We start from the raw sequence: 22,547 nt of genomic DNA, 5'->3' as shown, positions 1-22,547 counted from the left end.
CAATGGCCATCCACGTCTCGCCCGAAGTCAACAACCTGCTGCTCCTGCTCATCGGTGAGCGGATGCTCCAGGCGGACGAGGACAAGGCCTATCAGAGCCATGAGCCGTACGCTCGCCTCGGTCGGCAGCTCCACAGGCTGTCCGACCTGATCGAGGTGTCCGTGGTGGAGGTCGGCCGCGCGCTGCCGCCCGCCGTCGCCACCCGGTACGTCCGGGCGATGAACCTCTTCGTCGACGACCGGGGCCGCAACGCGCTCAAGGACTTCGCCGCCGAACTCGACGTGGTCGCCCAGAGCCGCGTCGAGACCTCCATGAACATCATGGAGGCGAAGTGGCAGATCATCGCCGAGATCGTCCGGCTGCTCATCGAGCTGGCCGTGATCCTGGTGATGTCCGTCTTCAGCGGTGGCAGCGCGGCGGGGAAGGCGGCCGTGGCCCGGGCACAGAGCCGGGTCACCCTCCTCACCATCCTCGACAACCTGATGCGGCGCACGCATCTGATGCCGAGTCTGAGCGAGGCCTTCGACGAGGCGTTCACCACGTTCGCCGTGCGGTTGTCGATGATCGCGTTCGGCCCCGACGGACGGCGCCCGCACGGCTTCGACTGGGAACAGATCCTCCAGGACGCCGTGTTCGGCGGCATCACGGGGATGTTCCACGGAGCCTTCGAGGGGGTCGTCGACAAGTTCAAGAAGTTCTTCCGGAAGGACCACTTCGACGACACCCTCGTCAAGAACCTCGACGACGACGTTCTGTCGAAGACCGACCGGAACCACCTGTCGTCCGGGCACAACAACCGCGACATCGGCGGCGATCGGGACACGCGCGGCACCAGAGACGTCGGCAACGACCGGAACCTGAGGGACGACTTCGGCGACGGCGTGGGCGACGCCGTCCTGGAGGGTGCCGCGGAGACCGGCGGCGAGTTCGTCACCGTGGGCCTGTTCACGGGGACTTGGGCACTCAGCGGGGACACCTTCCTGACCGCGGCGGGCAGTGCGCTGTTCATGGGCGCGGTGTTCGCCGGGGTGGCGAAGTTCGGGTCGCAGTTCAACGTGCAGATGGACGCGGTCAATGATGTGCGGGGCTTGGGCGCTGCGACCGGAACCGGGACTGGGGCCCCCAAGGCGACGGGGTCGAGCGGGTCGTCCGGCGAGACGCAGGCCTCCGACGGGTCCGGGAGGCCGGCGAGGACCGGCAAGAGCGGTACCGCCGGGGCCGGCCAGGACGCTGACAGGACCAGGAGCACGCCGGCCGGGCGCGGCGGGCAGACCGACGACACCCGACGGGACGAGGAGACGCCGGTCCACGACCCGCTCCACGAGGGCGGCGACAGCGACACCGAGGACGGGCGGACCGGGGCGGCGCCGCCCCTGTCGTCCACGGCACCTTCGCAGAACACGTCGGGCACTTCCGGGACGACGGGCACGTCGACGGGCAGCTCGGATGCGCCCACCCGTACGACGGGCACCTCGACGGGCAGCTCGGACGCGCCCACCCGTACGCCGACGACCAGCCGCCGCGACGGATCGGGCGCCCACGACACCTCCGGCGCCGATGAATCCGCCCCGTCTCCCCGTCGTACCGTCTCCGCCACTCCTGTGGCCGACATCCCGGCACGGATGGAGCCCGGCACCACCACCTCTTCCGCCGCGCCGGCGCCGATCACGACGACATCCACCACCTCGACCACGACGACCGCTCCGCCGTCGACCGCGCCCGCACACGCCCCCGCGCCGAGCGGCTCCTCGGCGGTGGCTCCGTCCTCGGTCGCCGCCCAACCCCGTTCCCTCGCCCGGACCATCCCCTTCCAGGGCGACGAGCTCCAGGTCCTCGAAGTCGTCGGAGACGGCGACTGCTTCTTCACGTCACTCCTCGCCGGTCTGCACCACCAAGGCCATGGCTCGGAGCTGGTCGCACTCGACGTCCCGCAGCTTCGGCAGCGCGCGGCGGAGGCGTACCGGGGTTCCGCGGCATATGAGGAGGCGAACGGGCGTGACGTGCTGGACGTCCTGTTGCAGGACCTCGGTCCGGCCGACCTGACGGCCCTCACGGGTGGTGCACGGCCGCAGCTCTCCGCCGAGCAGCAGAAGGACATCGAGAACCAGCTGCACAAGAAGCTCTACGGCGACGAACTCCGGCGCCTCGTCCGCTCCGACGCCGACCGGGCCGTCCTCACGGATCTGCCCGACGCCGCGGTCCGTGCGCTGCAGCCCGGCTATCAGCCCGTGCTCGGCAAGGCCCAGCGGGCAGAGCGCGAGGAGCTGTCCAACGGGGTCCGCGCCCGGATGATGCGCGACCAGATCCGGCAGATCCTCACCGGGGACGACACCCGGCGGGCAGAGGAGCTGTGGTCCCAGCTCGTGCAGCGGCGGTACCAGGGCTGGGCGGAGACCCGCCCCGGTCTGGCCGACTTCCTGAACAGCCGGCTCGGTGACCTGGTGACGGACTCCATCCTCGACCGCAGCATGTGGACGACGCCGTTCTTCGACCTGGCCCCGTCCGGGATCGCCCAGGCGCTCGGCCTGAACATCACCGTGGTGCAGCAGCACGGGAACGGCGCCTGGGACCTGCCTCTCAACCCCGGTGCGGGCAGGGCCCTTTACGTCCACTACAACGGCGTCAACCACTACTCGGCGATCCGGAACACCCCCGCTCCACGGCCGGCCGAGACCTTCGTGGCGCCGAAGACCACCAGCAGCGCCGACACACCCCTCGGCGCCGACGACACCACCAGGCCCGCCACCTCCAGTCGCGTCGACGAACTCATCGACGTCCTCCGCGGCACACCCGTCGACCAGCGCGTCCTGGACAACCTCCACCGGCTGAGCCCCGCGACCGTCGACGCCCTGCTCGGGTCGGCGCGCCGGCAGCCTCCTCCAGCCGTCGGCAAGGGCAGGGCATCGGGCAAGAAGGAGAAGGGGAAGAACGAGAAGGAGAGCAAGGAGGCCAAAGCGGCCCGCCTGGCCGGGCACAAGCCCGACGCCGGTCTCAAGAAGGTCCTGCACCACCCGGGCTACGCCACCGGCGACCAGTTCGGCATCGCCGCCTATCTGCTGGCCGACGAGAACGTCCATGTCGTCGTGGTCGAGGATCCCGACGGCAAGAACGACCGCAGCGCCGACATCGAGGCGTTCTACCGCGCCAACGGCATCCCCGACGGCCGTGTCCACAAGGTGACCGTCACCGCGGACACCGACGGCGACGCCCACGCCATGGCGGTCTTCGACAAGGTCAACGGCCTCGAAGGCAAGTCGTCGTCCATGTCGAAGAACCAGCTCAAGAACCTGGTCGTCCCGGTGGGCGCGGCGACCACCTGGCTCGGGGAGAACTTCAGCCGCACGACACGGGACAAGGTCCGCGAGGCCTGGCACCTGGACGACCGGGGCTTCCCGCAGCAGGACCAGGACCGCGTCGCCAAGTGGCTGGCGAAGAAGCACATCACCGTCGAGCCGGACCGCGAGGTCATCGTCCTGTGGTCCCGCTTCAGCGGCAAACGCGGCGACGTCCACGTCGAGCACGACACCAGCTACACCGGCATGGACCAACTCCTCACCGCGATCCACGACCGCACCAAGGACAACCCGCCGGGCCCGCTCGTCATCATCGCCGGCGACGCCAAGGTCAACCCCAAAAGCCGCCCCCACTACCCCGAGCTCACGCAGAAGCACTGGGAGAACGGACTCACCGTCCACGACCTCACCGACTTCTGGGACGACAAGGACGGTACGGCGGCCTGGGGCGGCGACACCCGCCTCGGCCAGATGCGCCTGTACGAATACCTCAACCGACAGAGCGGGAACTCCCTCCAGCACCTCGGCTTCCGCAGCGGCAACCTCGAAGCCATGGCCCTCGCCGGGCACAAGGTCAAGTACCTCGAAGAGGAGCGCAGCCTCGGCGGCGAGCGCATGCAGAAATGGCACGAGGGCACGTCCAAGGCCCCTCTCACCATCGGCTACGAACGCATCGTCATCCAGCGCCCGCCCACCCGCTCCGGCCAGATCGCCCTTGAGGCACGCGGCACTTGGGAGAAGAAGGACGAGGAGTACCGCAAGCTCGACTCCCTCACGGCCGAACAGAAGAAGGAACTCGCCAACCTCGCCCAGGCCTTCAAGCACCCCGCCTGGGTCGCAGGCAAGGACAACGAGCCCGGCGCCGACAAGCCCTTCAAGAGCCCGACCACCAAGGGCTTCCTGCCCGCAGACGTCGACAAGATCGCCGATGCGCTCATCGGCACCGCCCCTGCACGCCCCACCATCCTGGTCACCCTCCCGCCCACCGCACCGGGACAGGTCCGGACCCTGGACGGCGAAGCACTGCCCGACACCGCCTTCCGCAACTACGCACTGGCTCAGGGGCTCGCCTCCTTCACCGACGCCGACTGGCGCGACCGCGCGGCCCGCTACGACACGGTGACCTCCACCACCGAGTACTCCGACTACCGCCCGAACGACCGGGTGTTGATCGGCGCGCCCAAGGACGTGCCCTGGCGGGGCCAGGGCGTGTCGTTCTTCGCCGGACACGGGAAGGCGACCCGGGTCGACCTCGCCCTCGGGGCGCCCCGCACGGTCGCCGTCCCCAAGAAGACACGTCCCGTCGAGGGGCCGAAGGACGCGCCCTCGGCAGAGAAGACGCCTCCTGTCGAGGGAACGGAGGAAACGCCCTCGGCGGAGAAGACGCCTCCCGAAGTCACCTATGTCACGTACGACAAGGTCTCGGTCACCGGCCCGGAGCTGGGCAGGTATCTGATCCGCTGGGGCGGGCTCGGTCCCGACGGACAGCCGATCGTCCTCTACTCCTGCCACACCGGCGCCCGGCCCTCCCATGGCGGCCTGCCGGTCGCCCAGCACGTCGCCAACACGACCGGCCGTCCGGTCTTCGCGCCCAGGACCAAGGCGGGTACCGCGCTCGACGGTCCGGGGCGGGTTCGCCCGACCCTCGACGTCGAGTCGGACGACGGTGAGGGCGGGGTCGTCGCGAGTGAGTGGGTCCTCTTCCTACCCGAGCCGTCCGGCGATGCCCTGGCGGAGCTGGCCGTACATGCCGGGCTGCATCAGGGCGGCGAAGCCCTGGACCCGTGGGCGGCCAACCGCACCCTCCAGTTCGTCCGCACCCTGCGCGGCACCACCGGCATCGACACGGGTACCGATCCCGCACTGCTGCGCGGACTGGGCGCGCTGGAGGCGCTGCGCTGGAACGGTACGACGGACGACTACACCGACGGTCGGATGACCCCGGACCTGCTGACCCGCATCACTCGCGAGAACTTCGGGCTGCCCGGCACGGTGACCCCGGCTCCGGACCAGTACCGCGCCGTCCTGACCGCCGCTCGCACGGCGGCCCCGGACACGGCGCCCGGCGCCCTCACCGTCCAGCCCCTCGCGGCACACACCGGTCCCCGGCCGGCGCCCGGCGTGGACACGGCCCCGGTCCGGGCCCCCCTGTGGGAGTCGGGCAAGGGAAAGGGCAAGGACAAGAATCCGGACAAGGTCAAGGAGAGCAAGGAAGAGAAGGCGGCCCGCCTCGCCAAGAAGCCGCCCGCCGCCGACCTGAAGAAGGTCCTGATACACCCGGGCTACGCCACCGGCGACCAGTTCGGAATCGCCACCTATCTCCTCGGCGACGAGAACGTGCACGTCGTCGTGGTGAGGGACGGGGACCCCAAGAACCCACGCGACCGCAGCGACGACATCGCCGCGTTCTACCGCTCCAGCGGCATCGCCGAGGACCGTATCCACCAGCGGACCATCGGCGGGGGCGAGGACGCCGACGCCCTGGCCCAGAGCGTCTTCACCTCCGTCAACGGCCTGACCCCCGACACCTTGCCCACGGCGAGACAACTCAGGGACCTGGTCGTCCCGGTGGGCGCGGCGACCACCTGGCTCGGCAAGAACTTCAGCTCGGAGGAGCGGAAGAAGGCCCGCCGGGCCTGGCAGTTGGACAGTGCCGCCTTCCCGCAGGAGGACCAGGACAGGGTCGCCGACTGGCTCGCGGCGAGGAACATCACCGTCGAACCGGACCGCGAGGTCATCGTCCTGTGGTCCCGCTTCAGCGGCAAACGCGGCGACGTCCACGTCGAGCACGACACCAGCTACACCGGCATGGACCAACTCCTCACCGCGATCCACGACCGCACCAAGGACAACCCGCCGGGCCCGCTCGTCATCATCGCCGGCGACGCCAGGGTCAACTCCAAGAGCCGCCCCCACTACCCGGAGATGGCCAAGAAGCATCGCAGGACCGGTCTGGCCGTCCACGACCTCACCGACTTCTGGGACGACAAGGAGGGCACGGCGGCCTGGGGCGGCGACACCCGCACCGGGCAGATGCGCCTGTACGAATACCTCCGCCTCCAGAGCAGAGGCTCCCTCCAGCACCTCGGTTTCCGCAGCGGGAACCTCGAGGCCATGGCCCTCGCCGGGCACAAGGTCAAGTACCTCGAAGAAGAGGGCAGCCTCGGCGGCGAGCGCATGCAGAAATGGCACGAGGGCACATCCAAGGCGCCCCTCACCATCGGCTACGAACGCATCGTCGTCCAGCGCCCGCCCACCCTCTCCGGCCAGATCGCCCTCGAAGCACTGGACGCATGGCAGAAGACGGAGGCGGAGTACCGCAAGACCAAACTCGCCACGCCCGAGCAGAAGAAGGAACTCGCCAACCTCGCCCAGGCCTTCAAGCACCCCGCCTGGGTCCCCGGCAAGAACAACAACCGCGGCGCCAAGAAGCCCTGGAGGGACCCGTCCACCAGGGGCTTCCTCACCGAAGACGTCGACAAGATCGCCGATGCCCTCCTGGCCACCGCCGCGTCCCCCGACCCTCGCGGGCAGAAGAGCGGGAACTGGTCCCACCCGATGTTCACCAGCGGGGACCGGCCCTTCCGGCAGGTGCCGGTCGCCGGGGACGGCGACTGCTACTTCCGGTCGCTCCTGGAGAGCGCACGCCTCCAGGCCCCGGACGGTGCCCAGGTCGGCGAGAGCGTCGCGGACCTGCGGCACAGGGCGGCTGACAGGTTCGCGGATTCCGACGCGCACGCCCTTCTCAACCGGAGTGACGCGCTTGAGGAGTTGCTCCAGGACGTCTCCGACCGGAACGAGCGGGACAGGCTCAGGGCTGCGCTGAACCACGGCGGTCCGGAGGCCGAGGCGGTCTGGCGCGCGTGGCTGTGGGAGGCGTATCCGACGTGGGCCCGGAGCGAGCCGCCGCTGTCCGCCGTGCGCGGGCGCAGGCTCGGTGATCTGGTGGCGGAGTCCATCCGGGACGTCGCCCTGTGGAACACGCCGTTCTTCGACCACGCCCCGGAAGTCGTGGCACAGGCACTGGGGTTGCGCGTCGTGGTCGTCAACGCCGACGGCACCCCGGACTACGTCCTCAACCCGGACGCCGACCGGACCGTCCACGTCTTCTACAACGGCCGCAACCACTACTCCGCGCTCGCCCCGGCGGAGCCCGCGGCCGACCATCCCGCTCTCGCCACCCGCACCGATACCTTCGCCGGTGCAGAAGGGGAGTTGGACTCCCGTCGCCCGCCCCGCCTGGACCGAGCGCTGCTTCCCCCTGCGCCGCCCGAGGACGAGGTGCCCTTCGACGACAGCCTGGTCGTCCTGCGCGGCACGGACGAGGTCGTGCGCGAGATCGCCGACCGCGCGAACCTGCCGGACGGCACCCGGGCCGCGCTGGACCTCGCCCTGCGTGCCACACCCCAGGTGTTCCAGGGCAGTGGCTGGGTCTCGCCGGAATTCGTCGACTCCCGCAACCGTCCCCGGACCCTGCGGGTGACGATCCGGCCGCACGGTGCGTGGCAACGGTTCGCCGACAACTCGCTACCGGACCAGAGCCGACGGCCGGCCGGCTCTGCCGTGTACGTGGACGACGTGCAGTACGAGGTCTCCTTCGGGGGTGAGCCGGTCGGCCTCGGCCCGGCCGGGCTGCCGCTCCCCTTCACGGTCGGTGAGAGCCACTTCACCTTCGGCGTACGCAACGGCCTTGCCCTGCGCCCGTCCGACACCGAGGCCGGGCCGGACGCCCGCCGCGGGGAGCCGACCGGCACGCTCACCACCGGCCCCGGCTCCACCAGCTGGCATCACCATCCCGGTCCCGGCACCCTCACCGGCCCGGACGGCACGGTGTACGACCTGGTGGAGCCCTCGGAGGACGGCAACAACTTCTGGAACGCGCTGGGACTCTCCGGCGACGAGGCCGAACAGCGTCCGCTGCCCCTGGGCTCGCTGCTGGACCGCAGGGCGCCGTTCACCGCGACCGAGCTGGCGAACGCCGGAGAGAGCCTCGGTCACGACGGACGACCCGTCGTCCGCTTCCACGCCACCGCCGGCCGCATCCCTGACGACGTGCCGCTCACCCTGTCCCAGGAACGCGAGTTGATCCTCACGCACCTGCGCGCGGCCCGGCGCTGGAACCCCGCGACCACCAGGACCGCCGCCCGGACAGCGGCCGACGCGACCGGGACGACGGTCACGATCGTCGCCGAGGACGGCTCAAGCCGCTCCTACGCGCCCCTCGCCGGCGCCCCCGCCGGGCGTGCGGTGATCCTCTACCAGCGCGGCGGGGAGTTTCTGCCGGCCCGCCCGCGCCCCCCGGCCGGACTCAGTCCGCACGACCCGGCGTTCCAGGGGCTGGAGGTCACCAGGGCCGACGTACAGGATCTGACCGTGGGCGCGAGCGCCGCCGCGACCTGGGGCCTCATGCCGACCACCCGGCTCACGGTCGCCGAGCTGGGCCTCGACGACGGAGATCTGGCGAAGCTCTGGCAGACGCACGGCCACCGGATCGGCCCGGCCGTCTCCCCCCAGACCGCCCGTCAGCGGTACGGCATTCCGGAGAAGAACTTCGGCAAGTTCCGCGGCATCGCGCGCGAGCGGGGGCTGATGATCGACGTACGCCCCGCCCACCCGGCCACCGCGAAGTGGCTGGACGAGGGGAAGCTGCCCAGGCCGAGGGAGATCCAGGCCGAGACGATCAACGACCTGGACGTCCACCTCGGCGCGCGGGCGGAGCACATCGGTCTCGTCGGCTACTTCGAACCGGACCTCCCCGAGGACCGCACGGGCTTCGACGGGACGACCTGGACCGCGGTCAAGGCCCGGTACGCGCAGCGGCTCGCCGAGTTCCACCACCTGTCCGCGACCATGGCGGCGCTGGCCGAGGAGGACCGCTTCCACGTCCGCGACGGGCTGGTCCTGGGCCACCAGGGCGGCACCCCCGACGGCGCGCTCACGGAGATCACCGACGACCACACCGTCTTCGACCTGGCCACACCGGGCGGCGGACGGCTGGACACACCGACGCACGACGAGACCGTACAGGCGATGATCCACAACGACATGGCCGTCACGCGCGGCGCCCATCTGTACTGGCGCGCGCCCCGATCACCTTTCGGCAAGGGCGTGTTCACGAAGGTCCTGGAGTCGCACGGCCCTGACGGCGCCCCCTTGCTCCGCTTCCGCCCGGAGAACGACCACGCACGCCTGGTCCACTACACGCCCCCGCGCGGAGCGGCCACCGGCACCTCGTCTATCTCCCGGGAACAGGTCCGGACGGACGCCCTCCCGCACCCCTCACAGCACCAGCAGGACGACGACGCAGCAGCCGGCAGGAGCAGTAAGTGACCCACAGCGAAGCAGGGCGGGCGCGGCAACTCCCGCCCAGCGCACCACCGTTGCCGGAGGAGGTCCGGGAGGCCGCCCGGCTCGCCCCCGACCACTGGATCGGCGTCGTCGACCCCGGATGGCGCGCGGACGGCCCGCCGCCGCGCTGGGCGGTGGTCGGCGAATGGCGGTCCGGCGAAACCGGCGAGGTCGAGGAATGGGAGCCGAACGCCGAGTACCGGCCCTCGCCGTCGGCCCTCGGCTGGCCCGAACCAACCGATCCGGTGGACGAGGCCGTACGGTTGGCCGTCACCGGGTACGGACCGGTGACGGACGTGCTCCGCGCCCTGGCCGACGCGGAGGTCTCCTTCGTGCGCGCGCCGGAGGGCGGCCCCCTCGCCATGACCTCCCCGGACGGCGAGCCGACGATCCCGGTCTTCACCTCCCGCGAACACCAGCCTTTCAGCGGCTCGCTGGTCCACGACACGCTGCCCGTACGGGCGTTGACCGCGTACGGCATGACACTCACCGTCAATCCGGCGGGGCCGGCCTGCATGGTGGTGGGCGCGGAGGAACTGCAGGCCACCACGCGGGACGCCGGTCCAGCCGATGTCCCGGCCACGGCACGGCTGTTCCACCCGGACGACGACGACCTCGGCAAGCCCACGGCCCCGGGCGTGCCACTGGTGTCCGCGGCGCCCGACGACCTAGCCCTGCCCGGATCACCTGAAATCTCCGCCACGGAAGGCACCGCATGACCACCCCACGCGACGAGCCGGCGGGCGAGGCTCCGGAGGCCCGGCCGGGGGCGACCGGCGAGGCCCACGCGGCCCCGGCCCCCTCCCCGGTCCTCCCGTCTCCCCTGCCCCAGCGGCGAAGAGGACCGTCGGCGATCGCCGAGGCCTCCGCCGGGATGTCCCGGCCGGACGCCACGACGGGCGGACCCGCCACACCACCGGAGGCGTCCGGGCCCGATGCCGCACCCCCCATGTCGGACGCCGCGGCCGAGTTCGCGGCACTCACGGCCGCCGAACCGGCTCCGTCGCCCGCGGTCTCCCGCAGGGGTGCCGGCGTCGGCGCCTCGGGAGGCGTCGCCAGCCGTACACGATCCGCCCCCTTGGCGGCCGCGTCGGCCCCGACCCGCCCCCGCAAGCCCTTGCTGGCAGGCGCCGCGTTCGTCGGTGCGGTCCTGATCGCCGTACCGTTCCTCCTCATCGACGGCGACGGTGACCGACCCGCCGACCGGGCGGACGCAAGCACCGGAGCCCCGCTCCCCGGCGACCACTGGACAGGCGGTGAGACCGGCGCGTACGGCAGCGCCGCGCCCCCGTCCGGCTCTCCCTCGGCCCAGGCATCCAGAGGCCCCGCCACCGACCAGGCCTCGGACCGTCCGAAGGCGGACGACACCACGCCGACGCCGGACGGGAAGTCCACCGGCACGGCCACGCAGGCGGCCCCCGCCGCCTCGGCCACCGGCCACCCCACCACCGCCGGCATCCGTCTCCGCAGCCACGCCTCCGGCCGCTGCCTCGACGTCACCGACGGCAGCACCGCCGAGCGCACTCCCCTGCAGATCTGGGACTGTTCGGGCGCCGCACGGCAACGCTGGCGGCTCGCCTCCGACGGGACCGTACGCGCCCTCGGCATGTGCATGGACGTCGACGGAGGTTCCCGCGACGACGGCGCCACGATCCAGCTGACCACCTGCAACGGCACCGGCGCCCAACAGTTCCACCTCAACGCCGCTCACGACCTGGTCAACGTCCAGGCCGACAAGTGCGTAGACGTCAAAGACCAGTTGACGACCAACGGCACCCGCATCCAGCTGTGGACCTGCACGGGATCGCAGAACCAGAAATGGAGCACCGCGTGACGCGCCCCGGCTCGCCGCCCACTCCCCACGCACCCGACGGAAGACCGAAGGACCCCATGACGGCCGCTTCTCCCGACCATCCGGCGACCACGAGCGGCACAGCGGTCGCCGCGGCGCCCGCCACCGCCGGTATCGCTGCCGCTGCCGAGCCCGCGACCACCTCCGCCCCCGTCCCTGATGCCGAGCCCGCCGCGGTGACTGTCGCCGCCGAGGAGGAGGCGCCCTCCGCCGACACGGACACGGGGACCCACGAGGCCACGGACAGCGACATCGACCGGGAGGACGAGGAACACGCCGAACCCCCCGCCGAGACCGCCACCGACCCCGCCCGCCCCCGAAAGAGCCTCCTGGCCGGCGCCGCCATCGCCGGAACCCTGCTCGCGGCCGTACCGTTCCTCATCACCACGCCCCACGACAGCGCCGGCGACGAACACGGCAGCCGCGCGACGGACGCCCTCGCGGGCACCGTCCTCGGTGGCGCGGGCGACCAGGAGATCCCCGGCGTGTTCGGCACCGCCTCCCCCTCCACCGGCGGCCGTGCGTCGACCGGCGCGAAGGACAACGGCGGTAAACACAAGGGAAGTTCAGATACCGGCAGCGGCTCAGGATCGTCCGGAGGCGGTGGCTCGGACCACTCCGGATCGTCTTCGGGCGGCACGAAGACCGCAGGGACGAAGCCGCACAAGTCCGGCCAGTCCTCCTCCACTTCGAGCACCAAACCGCACACCGACAAGAACACGGCGTCGGGCACCGGCAACACCAGCGGCTCCGGCAGCACGGTCACCGCCGTGAGCATCCGCGGCTACGCCTCCAACCGCTGCATTGACGCCACCGACGGCTCCGGCGCGGACGGCACTCCCCTCCAGATCTGGGACTGTACGGGGGCCTCCTGGCAGAAGTGGAAGTTCATGTCGGACGGCACGGTCCGCTCGATGGGCAAGTGCATGGACGTGGCCTGGGGTTCGACCGCGAACGGCGCGGCGATCCAGCTGGCGAACTGCAGCGGCAACCAGGCCCAGCAGTTCCGGTTGAACTCCGCGCACGACCTGGTCAGTGTGAAGGCCGACAAGTGCGTCGACGTCAAGGACCAGTTGACGGCCAACGGCAGCACGCTCCAGCTGTGGACGTGCGGCGGCACCGACAACCAGAAGTGGGGCAAGGCCTAACGCACACCGCCATCCTCCGGGGGTTGTGCCGCGCCCCACCGTCGCGCGACCCCGTCCGCCCGTACGAAGTACCGGCGGGCCGTCTCCTCCTCGCCCAGCAGCCGGTGCAGCAGGCCCAGATAGTGGGCCACCGGTCGCATGGCGAACACGGTGTACGCACCCCCCGACAACTGATCGCGCACGGGCAGCAGTTGCCGTATCAGCTCGGGTGCCTCGGCGTGCCGCCCGAGCAGTGCGGCCAGTTCGGCGCGGATACAGGTGTTGCGCGTGTGATGGTGATCGTGCCGCAGCGGAATGCGCTCGACCGCCCGGGCTTCGTCGAGGCGTCCCAGGCGGGCGAGAACGAGCGCGTATGTGTCGCCGTCGATCGGCCCGTTGCGCTCGTACCGGTCCCGGGCCAGCGGCACCAGTTCCGCCACCCGCCCCCGCGCGAGCCCCACGGTGATGAGCGCCAGCTCATGGAAGTCCTGGGCGTGCATCATGCCGTGACGGTCCATCAGCGCGCCGACCTCGTCGTACCCCCGCAACGCCTCGTCGAAGTCGCCCTGCACCTGCGCCAGCATGGCGAGGCTCGCCCGGTGCACGGCTTCCGACTCGACCAGCCGATACCGCAGGGCGAGCTCCAGGCCCGCCTCGGCGTGCGCCCGCAGTGCGTCGGGATCATTGCGCGCCCCGGCGACACTGGCGTCGATGAACTCGCACACCCAGCGGTAGACCGGCAGGTCGAGCCGCTCGGCCAGGACACGCAGCTCGGCGGCGGCGCGGGAGCGGAACCCGGTGGCCCGTTCATAGGAACGGCACTTGGCCGCGGAGGCCAACGCCTGGGCGAGCAAGCCGGGTTCACCACTGAGGCGGGCTACGGCGACCAGTTCCCGCGCAGCCGACACCACTCTCCGAGGGGAGTCCTCACCGGCGATCTCGGCGACGAGCGTGTCCAGCAACAGACAACGGACAGCCGCATCGGCCACTCCGCTCGCGACGGCCGTGTTCCCCGTGGACCGCGCCTGCCCCTCACCCGGTCTCGCCTCGGCGAGGAGTCGCTCCAGGGCAGCCACGACCGGCCGGTCCACGAAGCCGTAAGGACGGGTCTGCCAGGGAGTCGGCACCTGCCACCCGGTCAGCGCGGCGGCGAGCAGATCGTCCCGTCCGGCCTGCTCCGCGATCTCGATCGCGCGGCCACGGGTGACCCGGGCGGCGGGCGTCGTCCCCGCCCGGACCTGGGCGCGCAGCAGTTTCCCGAGCAGTTCGACCCGGCGCGCATCGCGGTCGCCGCCGGGTTCAGGGATGCGCTCGTACGACTCGGCGACCCGTTCCAGCATGGCCACGGCGGCGTCGTAGGCGTATCGTCGCTCGGCCAACTCGGCGGCTCGCAGACCGTGTTCGACGGCGAGCGGGGCCAGTGCGACGTTAGCGGAGCGCGAGCAGTGGTAGGCCAGGGCGGTGGCGGCGTCGGGCCGTAGGTCGCTGAGCGCCTCGGCGATCCGCGCGTGCAGACGGCCGCGGCGCAGCCAGGTCAGGTCGGCGTAGAGGGTGTCCCGTACCAGGGCGTGCGTGAACCGCACGCGCCCCGGCCCCGGTTCACTGAGCAGCCCGGCCGCGACCCCTGTCTCCAACCCGTCCAGAACGTCGGCTTCGGCCAACTCGACTGCCCGGACCAGTACTTCGACGTCGGCTTCTCGCCCCACCACGGCGGCGACCCGCAGCACCTCGAAGGCGTGCCGGGGCAGCCGGCCCAGCCGACGCCGCAGTACGTCACGCACCCCCTGCGGTACATCGGACAACGCCACCAGCGATCCTTCGCTCGCCAACAGCCGTGCGCTCTCCCGTACGTAGAAGGGGTTCCCGCCGGTCCGCTCGGTCAGCACGGCCACCGTGTGCGGGTCGACGTCCGCCCCGCACACGGCGGTCACCAGGGTGCGTACGTCCGCCGCCGCAAGTCCGCCGAGCGCGATCCGGTACGGGGACGATCTGGCCGCGAGCTGTCCCAGCGTCGCGGTCAGCGGGCCGGCCTCGCTGGGCCGGTGCGCGGTGAGCACCAGCACGGCGGGACCGCCCTCGCCCGTGAGGTGCTCCAGCAGGGCGAGGGTTTCGGCATCGCCCTGATGGAGATCGTCGATCACCACGGCGAGCGGACCGTGGTCGGCAGCCTGTGCCATCCAGGTCGCCACCGCGCGGTGCAGCAGGAACCGTCCGGCCACGGCATCGGCAGGGGCTGCCGCGTCCACCCGCTCGTCCAGCAGCGGGGCCACCAGCCTCGGTTCGGTGGGCGGCACCTTCCGCGCCAGGGCCCGCAACGCCTCGACCCAGGCCCAGGCGGGCGGTGCGCCGTCGAACTCCGGGCACCGCCCCACCAGCACGGTCCACCCCTCGGCGGCCAGCCGCTGGGCGGCCTGACTCAGGAAGCGTGTCTTGCCGGCCCCGGCTTCCCCGGTGACCTGGATGACTCCGCCCGAGTGCCGACTCTCGGCGGCGGCCCGCGCGAGCGCTGCCAGTTCGGTGTCCCGGCCGACGAAGAGGTCGTCGCCGTGGGGGATTTCGGAGGGAGGCAGGGTGACGGGCTGCACTGGGGAAGCGCTGTCGGCGCCCGCGCTCATGGCGGCGGTGGGTAGGGCCTTCTCGACCTCGTACCCCTGTCCCGTGAGCATCGCCTGCTCAAGTGCCTCCAGGTCGGAGCCCAGCTCGAGCCGGAGCTCCTCGCTCAGAATCCGCCGGCACTGGCGCACCGCGTCGATCGCGTCGCCTCGTCGCCCTGCCGCCCACAGGGCTGTGGCCAGCAGCCGCCAGCCGTTCTCCCGCAGGGGCTGCTCACGGGTGCACGCCGAGGCGAGGAGCACGGCTTCGTCCGCCCGTCCGCCGCTGAGCATGGCGTCGATGAGCATCTCCCGTGCGGTGAGCTGGAGTTCGGTCAGCCGTGCCACCTCGGTCACGGCCCAGCCGGCATCGGCCACCTCCACGAAGGCGGGCCCGCGCCACCATCCCAGCGCCTCCCGCAACAGCCGCCGCGACTCGTCGGGTGAGGCGCCCTGCGCCCGCCGCAGCGTCGCCTCGAACCGCCAGGCGTCGACCGCGTCCTGCGGCAACCGCACCGCGTACCCGGGCGCACTGCTCACCAGCACCTTGGCCGGCGCCCGCCGCGCTCGCGACGGCTCGAGTACCCGCCGTAGATTCGAGACGTAGGACTGGAGCGAGACCAGGGCCCGGGCCGGTGGACTCCCCTCCCACAGCTGGTCGATCATCCGGTCGACGGACACCACCCCGCCCCGGGCACAGAGCAGCATCGCGAGAACGGCGCGCTGCCGGGGCCCTCCGAGCCCGACCCGCGCACCGTCGACGTAGGCCTCTAGGGATCCCAGCACTCGCAACCGCACCATGGTGAACGCATCGTAAGCGGTGTCGAACCACGAACAGCGCCGCCAGCCGCAGCAGTTGGACCAGCACCGCAGAGGCACGCCAGTCCCCTGCGGCCCTCCCCTACCGGTGCGTGCGGAGTCCGTCGAGGATGAGCGCCAGCATGTGCGGGGCCCGGTCCACGGGGCTGGACGCGGCCCGCCACAACGCGCCGGTCAGCTGGAGGAAGTCCTCGGGTGCGGCGTCGACGCGAATGCTTCCGTCCTTCTTGCCGGCGTCGAGGAGTTCTGTGATCGCGCCGATGACCGGGCCGTAGCTCTGCTCGTTGATGGCCTGGTGCACGGCCGGGGTGAGCGCGTCGCCGAGGCCGTGCTTGCGCCGCATGGCCTCGACGAGGTCCAAGGTCCAGTGCCGGAGGGCTTCCAACGGGGGCATCCCGGCCAGCAGGTCGGGCACGGTGCCGGTGATGCGGGCGACCTCGTCCTGGTTGACGGCCAGGACCAGCGCCTCGCGGGTCGGGAAGTTGCGGTACAGGGTGCCGGCGCCGACTCCGGCGCGCTGGGCGATCTGGTTCATCGACGTACTGCCGTCCGCGGCGAGCGCTTCGCGTGCGGCGGCGAGGATGCGTGCCCTGTTCTCACGGGCGTCTGAACGGACCACGGGACCTCACGTTGCTAAGTGGAGAGTTCTCCACTACGTTATCCGGAGAGCTCTCCACATACTTTAAGGAGCGTCATGCATTACATCAAGCTCGGCACGACCGGCCTCGACGTGTCCCCGATCGCTATCGGTGCGATGACCTACGGCGAACCCGACCGCGGGCATCCCGTCTGGTCGAAGGGCGAGGCGGACGCACGCCCGCTCATCAGGCACGCGCTGGAGGCGGGGATCAACTTCTTCGACACCGCGAACATGTACTCCAACGGCTCCAGCGAGGAGATCCTGGGCCGCGCGCTCAAGGACTTCGCCGACCGCGACGCCGTGGTGATCGCCACGAAGCTGCGCCACCCGATGCGGCTGGGACCCAACGGCCGCGGCCTGTCCCGCAAGGCGATCATGACCGAGGTCGACCACTCGCTGCGCCGCCTCGGCACCGACCACATCGACCTCTACCAGATCCACCGCAACGACCACGCCACCCCCTGGGAGGAGACCCTCGAAGCTCTCAGCGACCTCGTGAAGGCCGGCAAGGTGCGCTATCTCGGCGCCTCGTCCATGCACGCCTGGGAGTTCGCGAAGGCGCTGCACCTGCAGAGGCAGCACGGCTGGGCACGCTTCGTGTCGATGCAGGACCACTACAACCTGCTCGCCCGCGAGGAGGAGCGGGAGATGATCCCGCTGTGCCTGGACGAGGGCGTCGGCACGGTCGTCTGGTCGCCGCTGGCCCGCGGCCGTCTCGCCCGCGCGTGGGACGACGCCCGCTCGACGGCGCGCTCCGAGACGGACGGCGCCTACGCGGACCTGCTCTACTCGCCGGCCGAGGAGGCGTCCAACCACGCGATCATCGACACCGTCGGGAAGGTCGCCGCCGCACATGGCGTCACCCGTGCACAGGTCGCGCTCGCCTGGCTGCGCCGCCAGCCGGTCGTCACCGCACCCCTGGTCGGCGCCGGTTCGGTCGAGCAGATCGACGAGGCCGTGGCCTCCCTCGACATCGAGCTGACCGACGACGACGTGCGCGCCCTGGAGGCCCCGTACACCCCCCGCCACGACTGGCAGGGCGTCTCGGACGAAGCCGAGATGGAGGCCATCCGCCGACGCGTGCCCGGCATGGCCCTCGCGTGAACCCGATCGTCCGCTCCGGCGCCACTGCCCGGGCCGGAGCCCTCCTCGTCCTTCTCGGCCCGCTCGTCTCCTGGGGCGCCGAGTTCATCACCGCCGCCGCATGGCAGGACCCGCCGTATTCGCCCCTGTACAACTGGGTAGCCACCTCGGCCTGACCGGCCCGCCACAGACCGGGCGCCCGCCCGATCACCATCATGGTCCTCGCCGTCCTCGCCGTCCTCGCCGGCATCGGAGTCTCGCTCGTCGGCATCTTCCAGGGCTCATCGGCCTGTTCGAGCGCGCCGTCATCCACCCGATCATGATCGGCCACGCCCTCCTGGGAAGCAGCGTGGCCGCCACCCAGCGCCACCGTGCGACGCACCCGACAAACCCCCTCGCCGCACGAGCCAACAGCTGAAGGAAAGACACATGACACAGGTACTGGTCACCGGAGGCACCGGCTTCATCGGAAGCTGGTGCGTCCAGGCCCTGCTGGAGGCCGGGCACACCGTCCGCACCACGGTCCGCGACCTGCGACGCGAGCCGGCACTGCGGTCCTGGCTGCACGGGGCCACACCGTTCGACGACGACCGGCTCAGCGTCGTACGCGCCGACCTCGAACAGCCCGAGGGCTGGGATGCCGCCGTCGCCGGCTGCGAGTTCGTCCTGCACGTCGCCTCGCCGACCCTGCGCCACGCTCCGGCCAACGACGACGACCTGGTGGTCCCGGCACGCGAGGGCGTCCTGCGCGTGCTGCGCGCCGCCCGCGACGAGGGTGTCCGCCGGACCGTCCTGACCAGCGCTTTCGGTGCCATCGGGATCGGACACCCGCCGCGCTCGACCCCGTTCACCGAGGAGGACTGGACCGACGTCGACAGCGACATCCCGCCCTACCAGCGCTCCAAGACACTCGCCGAACGCGCCGCCTGGCAGTTCGTCCAGGACGAGGGCGGCGGCCTGGAACTGGCGGCGGTCCATCCCGTAGGAGTCCTCGGCCCCCTGCTCGGCCCGGACGACCCGCCGTCCCTGCGTCTGGTCCGCAGAATGCTCGAAGGGCAGGTTCCCGCGTGCCCTCCTTTCGGGATGGGCTTCGTCGACGTCCGCGACGTCGCGGATCTGCACCTGCGCGCGATGACGGATCCGGCAGCCGCCGGCGAACGCTTCCTGGCCATCGCCGGACACAGCCTGCGCGTCATCGACATCGCCCGCATCCTGCACGACCGCCTCGGTGAACGCGCCGCGAAAGCCCCCACCCGTGAACTGCCCGTCTGGGTCGCCCGCGCACTGGGCGTCGTCAACCCGGAACTGCGCCTGCTCAGACACCAGCTCGGCCGGGACCTCGACGCCACCAGCGCCAAGGCGGAGAAACTCCTCGGCTGGCGAGCACGCCCCATCGCCGACACCATCGAGGACACCGCCGAGAGCCTCCTCGCCCACGGCATCGGGGCAAGGACCAAGAGCACGTAAAGCGTGCTGGTCAAGTGGCTGATCATCGCCGCTTCGGGGCGGTTTTCGGACAATCCCGCGTCGAGGACCGTGATGCCGCTGCCGACACATCCGGCCGCCCTATGCTTCTACGCACTTGTAGAGACCAGATGTGAAGGAGTGAACGCCGCGATGGTGTTCAAACGGCTGCTCGGCTCGCTCGGTGTGGGCGGCCCCACGGTCGACACGGTCCTCGATCCCGGCACGGTCCGCCCCGGCGGCACCCTCTCCGGGCAGGTCCACCTCCGGGGCGGCAACGCCGACTTCGAGATCGAGCACATCGCCCTGGAGCTGGTGGCCCGGGTCGAGGCCGAGCACGAAGAGGGCGAGAGCGAGGGGACGGTCGCCTTCGACCGGTTCATCGTCGGGGGCGGCTTCCGGCTCGCCGAGGGCGAGGAGCGGTCCGTGCCGTTCGGCGTGACGCTGCCCTGGGAGACGCCGGTGAGCGAGCTGTACGGCCAGCCGCTGGGCATCGTGCTGGGGGTGCGCACCGAGCTGTCCGTCGCCGGCGCCAAGGACAAGGGCGACCTCGACCAGCTCACCGTGGGCCCGCTGCCCGCGCAGGAGGCGATCCTCGAAGCCCTCGGCCAACTCGGCTTCGGCTTCCGCTCCGCGGACCTGGAGTACGGCCGTATCGGCGGCACGGGCCAGCAACTCCCCTTCTACCAGGAGATCGAGCTCACCCCGGCCGCGCAATACGCCCACCAGGTCAACGAGATCGAGCTGACCTTCCTCGCGAGCCCGGCCGGCCTGGAGGTGGTCCTGGAGGCCGACAAGCGCGGCGGCTTCTTCTCCGAGGGCCACGACGCGCTCACCCGCTTCACGGTCGGGCACCACGACGTGCGTGACTGGAACACGGAAGTCGACGGCTGGATCCGGCAGTTGGTCGAGCACCGGGCGTCGTACGGATCGCACTCGTCGTACGGGCACGAGGGCCCCTACGGCGGCCACCACGACCACGACGACCACCACCGCTCCGGCCCCGGCATCGGCACCGCGGTCGCCGCCGGTGCGGCGGGACTCGCCGTTGGCGTCGTCGGCGGCATGGTCGCCGCCGAAGTCGTCGACGAGATCGGCGACTTCTTCGAGGACGAGGAAGAAGAGGGGGAGGGCGAGGACTGACCCCCTTGACCACCCGGTGCCCGGCGGCGCCCCGCTACAGGGGCGTCGCCGCGTGCAGCAGGACTGCCAGCGTGAGCGCGGAGTTGGCCGACGCCATCGCCGATACCGCCGTGCCGGCGGCGGCCGTCCACGCCGCCATGCCCACGGCGGTGAACGCGGACGGCCAGGTGCGTGCCGTGGGCGCCGGGGCGAGCAGCGCTGCCACGCGGCGTGGCACCGGGCCGGGGGCGGCGAGTCCGGCGAGCGTCGGGGCGGGAGTACCTCGGGAGACGAGCGCCGCCTTGCCGATCGCGCGGGCCACGGCGCGACGACTGCCGACCGTCTCGGCCGCTTCCTCGTCCGCCCAGCGCTCGGCCGCGTAGGAGACGGCCTTGCGCAGCGGGTGCAGGAACGGGTTCGCCTGTGCCGCCAGGCGTACCGCGAGCAGATGGCGATGGTGGCGGGCGGCGAGATGGGCGCGCTCATGGGCGAACAGGGCGCGGCGTTCGGCCGATCCGAGGCAGGACAGCATCGCCGTCGACACGACGACGCGGTCCTGCGCACCCGCCCCGCCGGGCAGCGCGTACGCGTAGGGCGCCGCGTCGGGCAGGACCGCCACCTCGGTGTGCGGCAGCCCGGCCAGCGCCTGGTGAGCGCGACGGGTCAGGCGCCGGTGCCGGCGCAGGGTGACCGCGCACGCGGCGACCACCGCGAGCAGCGCCGGTACGGCAGCCCGGCCGGCGATCTCGTCGTACGGCACCGCCTTCCGCACCTCCGGGTCGGACCAGCCGTCGGGCAGCGGGTTGCCGGGCAGTTGGGCGGTGCCCACGACCATCAGCAGCCCCAGGCACACGGTGCTGCACACGGCCATGACTCCTGCCAGTGCGGTCAGCAGCCGGGTGGCTGTCCTCGGGTGCAGATGCCGGTCGGCGAGGCGGGCGATCGGCCATGCCGTGAGCGGCAGGACCAGTGGAAGAAAGACGAACACCCCCATGAGGCTTCAGTTTTCCCCTTCTGCCTTCGCGCGACCCAGCAGTTCCCTCAGGAGGCGCTCGTCCCCCGGCTCCAGCGAGGTGACGAAGCTGGCGAGGACCGCTTCCCGGTCGCTCTCGCCGTCCAGCAGCTTGCGCATCTTGTGCGCGGCGAGTCCGGCGTGGTCGGACACCGGGGTCCAGACGAAGGAACGGCCCGCTCGCTCACGGGCCACCACTCCCTTGGCCAGCAGCCGGGTCAGGATCGTGATCACCGTCGTATAGGCCAGGCCGCCGCCGAGCCGCTCCTGCACCGAGCCGGCCGTCTGAGGGCCGTCCGCCTCCCGCAGAGCCGACAGGACCAGCCCCTCCAACTCGCCCTGCCCCCTGCGCGGGGGACGCTGCCGCTGGTTCGTCACACCTACTCTCCCTTCCGCTGCACCGCGGTTCATCGGCGGTCCATCGTAGAGGCGGCTTCAATCTACAGAATTGTAGAAGATAGGCTGTTCGGCAACTCACCCAGCTGACGATCGAGAAGGAGAGCACCATGGGAGTTTCCCTGTCCAAAGGCGGCAACGTCTCGCTCAGCAAGGAGGCACCGGGCCTGACCGCCGTCCTGGTCGGGCTGGGTTGGGACGTGCGCACCACCACGGGTACCGACTACGACCTCGACGCCTCGGCGCTGCTCCTGGACGTCTCCGGCAAGGTGCTGTCCGACCAGCACTTCGTCTTCTACAACAACCTGCGGAGCCCCGACGGCTCGGTCGAGCACACCGGCGACAACCTCACCGGTGAGGGCGAGGGCGACGACGAGAGCGTCAAGGTGAACCTCGCCGCCGTGCCGGCCGAGGTCGACAAGATCGTGTTCCCGGTCTCCATCCACGACGCCGAGAACCGCGGCCAGAGCTTCGGCCAGGTCCGCAACGCCTTCATACGGATCGTGAACCAGGCCGGCGGCGCGGAGATCGCCCGCTACGACCTCTCCGAGGACGCCTCGACCGAGACCGCGATGGTCTTCGGCGAGCTCTACCGGAACGGGGCCGAGTGGAAGTTCCGCGCGGTCGGCCAGGGCTACGCCTCCGGCCTGGCCGGCATCGCCGCCGACTTCGGCGTCAACGTCTGACGCTCGCCACGTCCTGGGCCGCCCGACAGCGGGCGAGGTGAACCGCCGGGCGGCCCGAGAGGCGCCGGGAACCGGGATGTGGCCAGAATCGTTTGTCTGTTTCCCTCACCTTTG

13 protein-coding genes are annotated in these 22,547 nt (G+C 71.4%); 9 read left to right on the top strand and 4 right to left on the bottom strand.

Annotated features, from left to right (window positions below; all coding sequences use genetic code 11):
- The first annotated feature begins 2 nt into the window (after positions 1-2).
- The 4 genes from CRP56_RS40255 to CRP56_RS40240 are packed head-to-tail and all read left to right on the top strand — an operon-like array spanning position 3 to position 12,641.
- Positions 3-9,623: a hypothetical protein gene (locus tag CRP56_RS40255; RefSeq protein WP_097272680.1), complete on the top strand. Its 9,621-nt coding sequence runs from the start codon at positions 3-5 to the stop codon at positions 9,621-9,623.
- A complete protein-coding gene (locus CRP56_RS40250) occupies positions 9,620-10,360 on the top strand; it encodes a type VII secretion system-associated protein (RefSeq protein WP_107484052.1) in 741 nt (246 codons plus the stop codon). Before CRP56_RS40255 ends, CRP56_RS40250 begins: the two co-directional genes overlap by 4 nt.
- Positions 10,357-11,475, top strand: a complete 1,119-nt coding sequence (locus CRP56_RS40245) for an RICIN domain-containing protein (protein WP_097272678.1) — start codon at positions 10,357-10,359, stop codon at positions 11,473-11,475. Before CRP56_RS40250 ends, CRP56_RS40245 begins: the two co-directional genes overlap by 4 nt.
- A 56-nt stretch (positions 11,476-11,531) precedes the next feature.
- The gene (locus tag CRP56_RS40240; protein ID WP_097272676.1) at positions 11,532-12,641 is read left to right on the top strand and encodes an RICIN domain-containing protein; all 1,110 of its coding nucleotides are present in this window, start codon (positions 11,532-11,534) and stop codon (positions 12,639-12,641) included.
- Here CRP56_RS40240 and CRP56_RS40235 read toward each other — a convergent pair.
- Both CRP56_RS40235 and CRP56_RS40230 read right to left on the bottom strand, forming a co-directional pair.
- Complete coding sequence (locus CRP56_RS40235; protein ID WP_257041619.1) at positions 12,638-16,012, bottom strand: BTAD domain-containing putative transcriptional regulator; 3,375 nt, start codon at positions 16,010-16,012, stop codon at positions 12,638-12,640. The two genes, CRP56_RS40240 and CRP56_RS40235, sit on opposite strands and share 4 nt — an antisense overlap.
- 100 nt (positions 16,013-16,112) lie before the next feature.
- Positions 16,113-16,649, bottom strand: coding sequence for a TetR/AcrR family transcriptional regulator (locus tag CRP56_RS40230; protein WP_097272672.1), 537 nt, complete (start codon positions 16,647-16,649; stop codon positions 16,113-16,115).
- Positions 16,650-16,724: 75 nt separating this feature from the next.
- On the opposite strand from CRP56_RS40230, the gene CRP56_RS40225 reads away from it, so the two are divergent.
- From CRP56_RS40225 to CRP56_RS40210, 4 genes are all read left to right on the top strand, one after another.
- On the top strand, positions 16,725-17,774 hold the full coding sequence (locus CRP56_RS40225) for an aldo/keto reductase (RefSeq protein WP_097272670.1): 1,050 nt from the start codon (positions 16,725-16,727) through the stop codon (positions 17,772-17,774).
- On the top strand, positions 17,771-17,929 hold the full coding sequence (locus tag CRP56_RS48690; protein WP_257041616.1) for a hypothetical protein: 159 nt from the start codon (positions 17,771-17,773) through the stop codon (positions 17,927-17,929). The genes CRP56_RS40225 and CRP56_RS48690 overlap by 4 nt, the downstream gene beginning before the upstream one ends.
- Positions 17,930-18,182: 253 nt before the next feature.
- Entirely contained in the window at positions 18,183-19,220 is a 1,038-nt protein-coding gene (locus tag CRP56_RS40215) for an SDR family oxidoreductase (RefSeq protein WP_097272667.1), read from the top strand.
- Positions 19,221-19,370: 150 nt separating this feature from the next.
- Positions 19,371-20,360, top strand: a complete 990-nt coding sequence (locus CRP56_RS40210; RefSeq protein WP_097272665.1) for a sporulation protein — start codon at positions 19,371-19,373, stop codon at positions 20,358-20,360.
- Between the two features lie 34 nt (positions 20,361-20,394).
- Here the strand turns inward: CRP56_RS40210 and CRP56_RS40205 are convergent, their stop codons facing one another.
- Complete coding sequence (locus CRP56_RS40205; protein ID WP_097272662.1) at positions 20,395-21,333, bottom strand: M56 family metallopeptidase; 939 nt, start codon at positions 21,331-21,333, stop codon at positions 20,395-20,397.
- A 6-nt stretch (positions 21,334-21,339) separates the two neighbouring features.
- A complete protein-coding gene (locus CRP56_RS40200; RefSeq protein ID WP_097272660.1) occupies positions 21,340-21,762 on the bottom strand; it encodes a BlaI/MecI/CopY family transcriptional regulator in 423 nt (140 codons plus the stop codon).
- A 95-nt stretch (positions 21,763-21,857) separates the two neighbouring features.
- Between CRP56_RS40200 and CRP56_RS40195 the strand changes: the two genes are divergently transcribed.
- Positions 21,858-22,433 carry a TerD family protein gene (locus tag CRP56_RS40195; RefSeq protein ID WP_097272658.1) on the top strand — a complete coding sequence of 192 codons (576 nt, stop codon included), beginning with the start codon at positions 21,858-21,860 and terminating at the stop codon, positions 22,431-22,433.
- The last annotated feature ends 114 nt before the right edge of the window (positions 22,434-22,547 follow it).

Origin of the sequence: Streptomyces sp. TLI_55 (assembly GCF_900206255.1) — a bacterium.
GTDB lineage: Bacteria > Actinomycetota > Actinomycetes > Streptomycetales > Streptomycetaceae > Streptomyces > Streptomyces aquilus.
The sequence above is the reverse complement of the archived record's forward strand: the minus strand, read 5'-3'. Positions and strand labels throughout refer to the sequence as shown.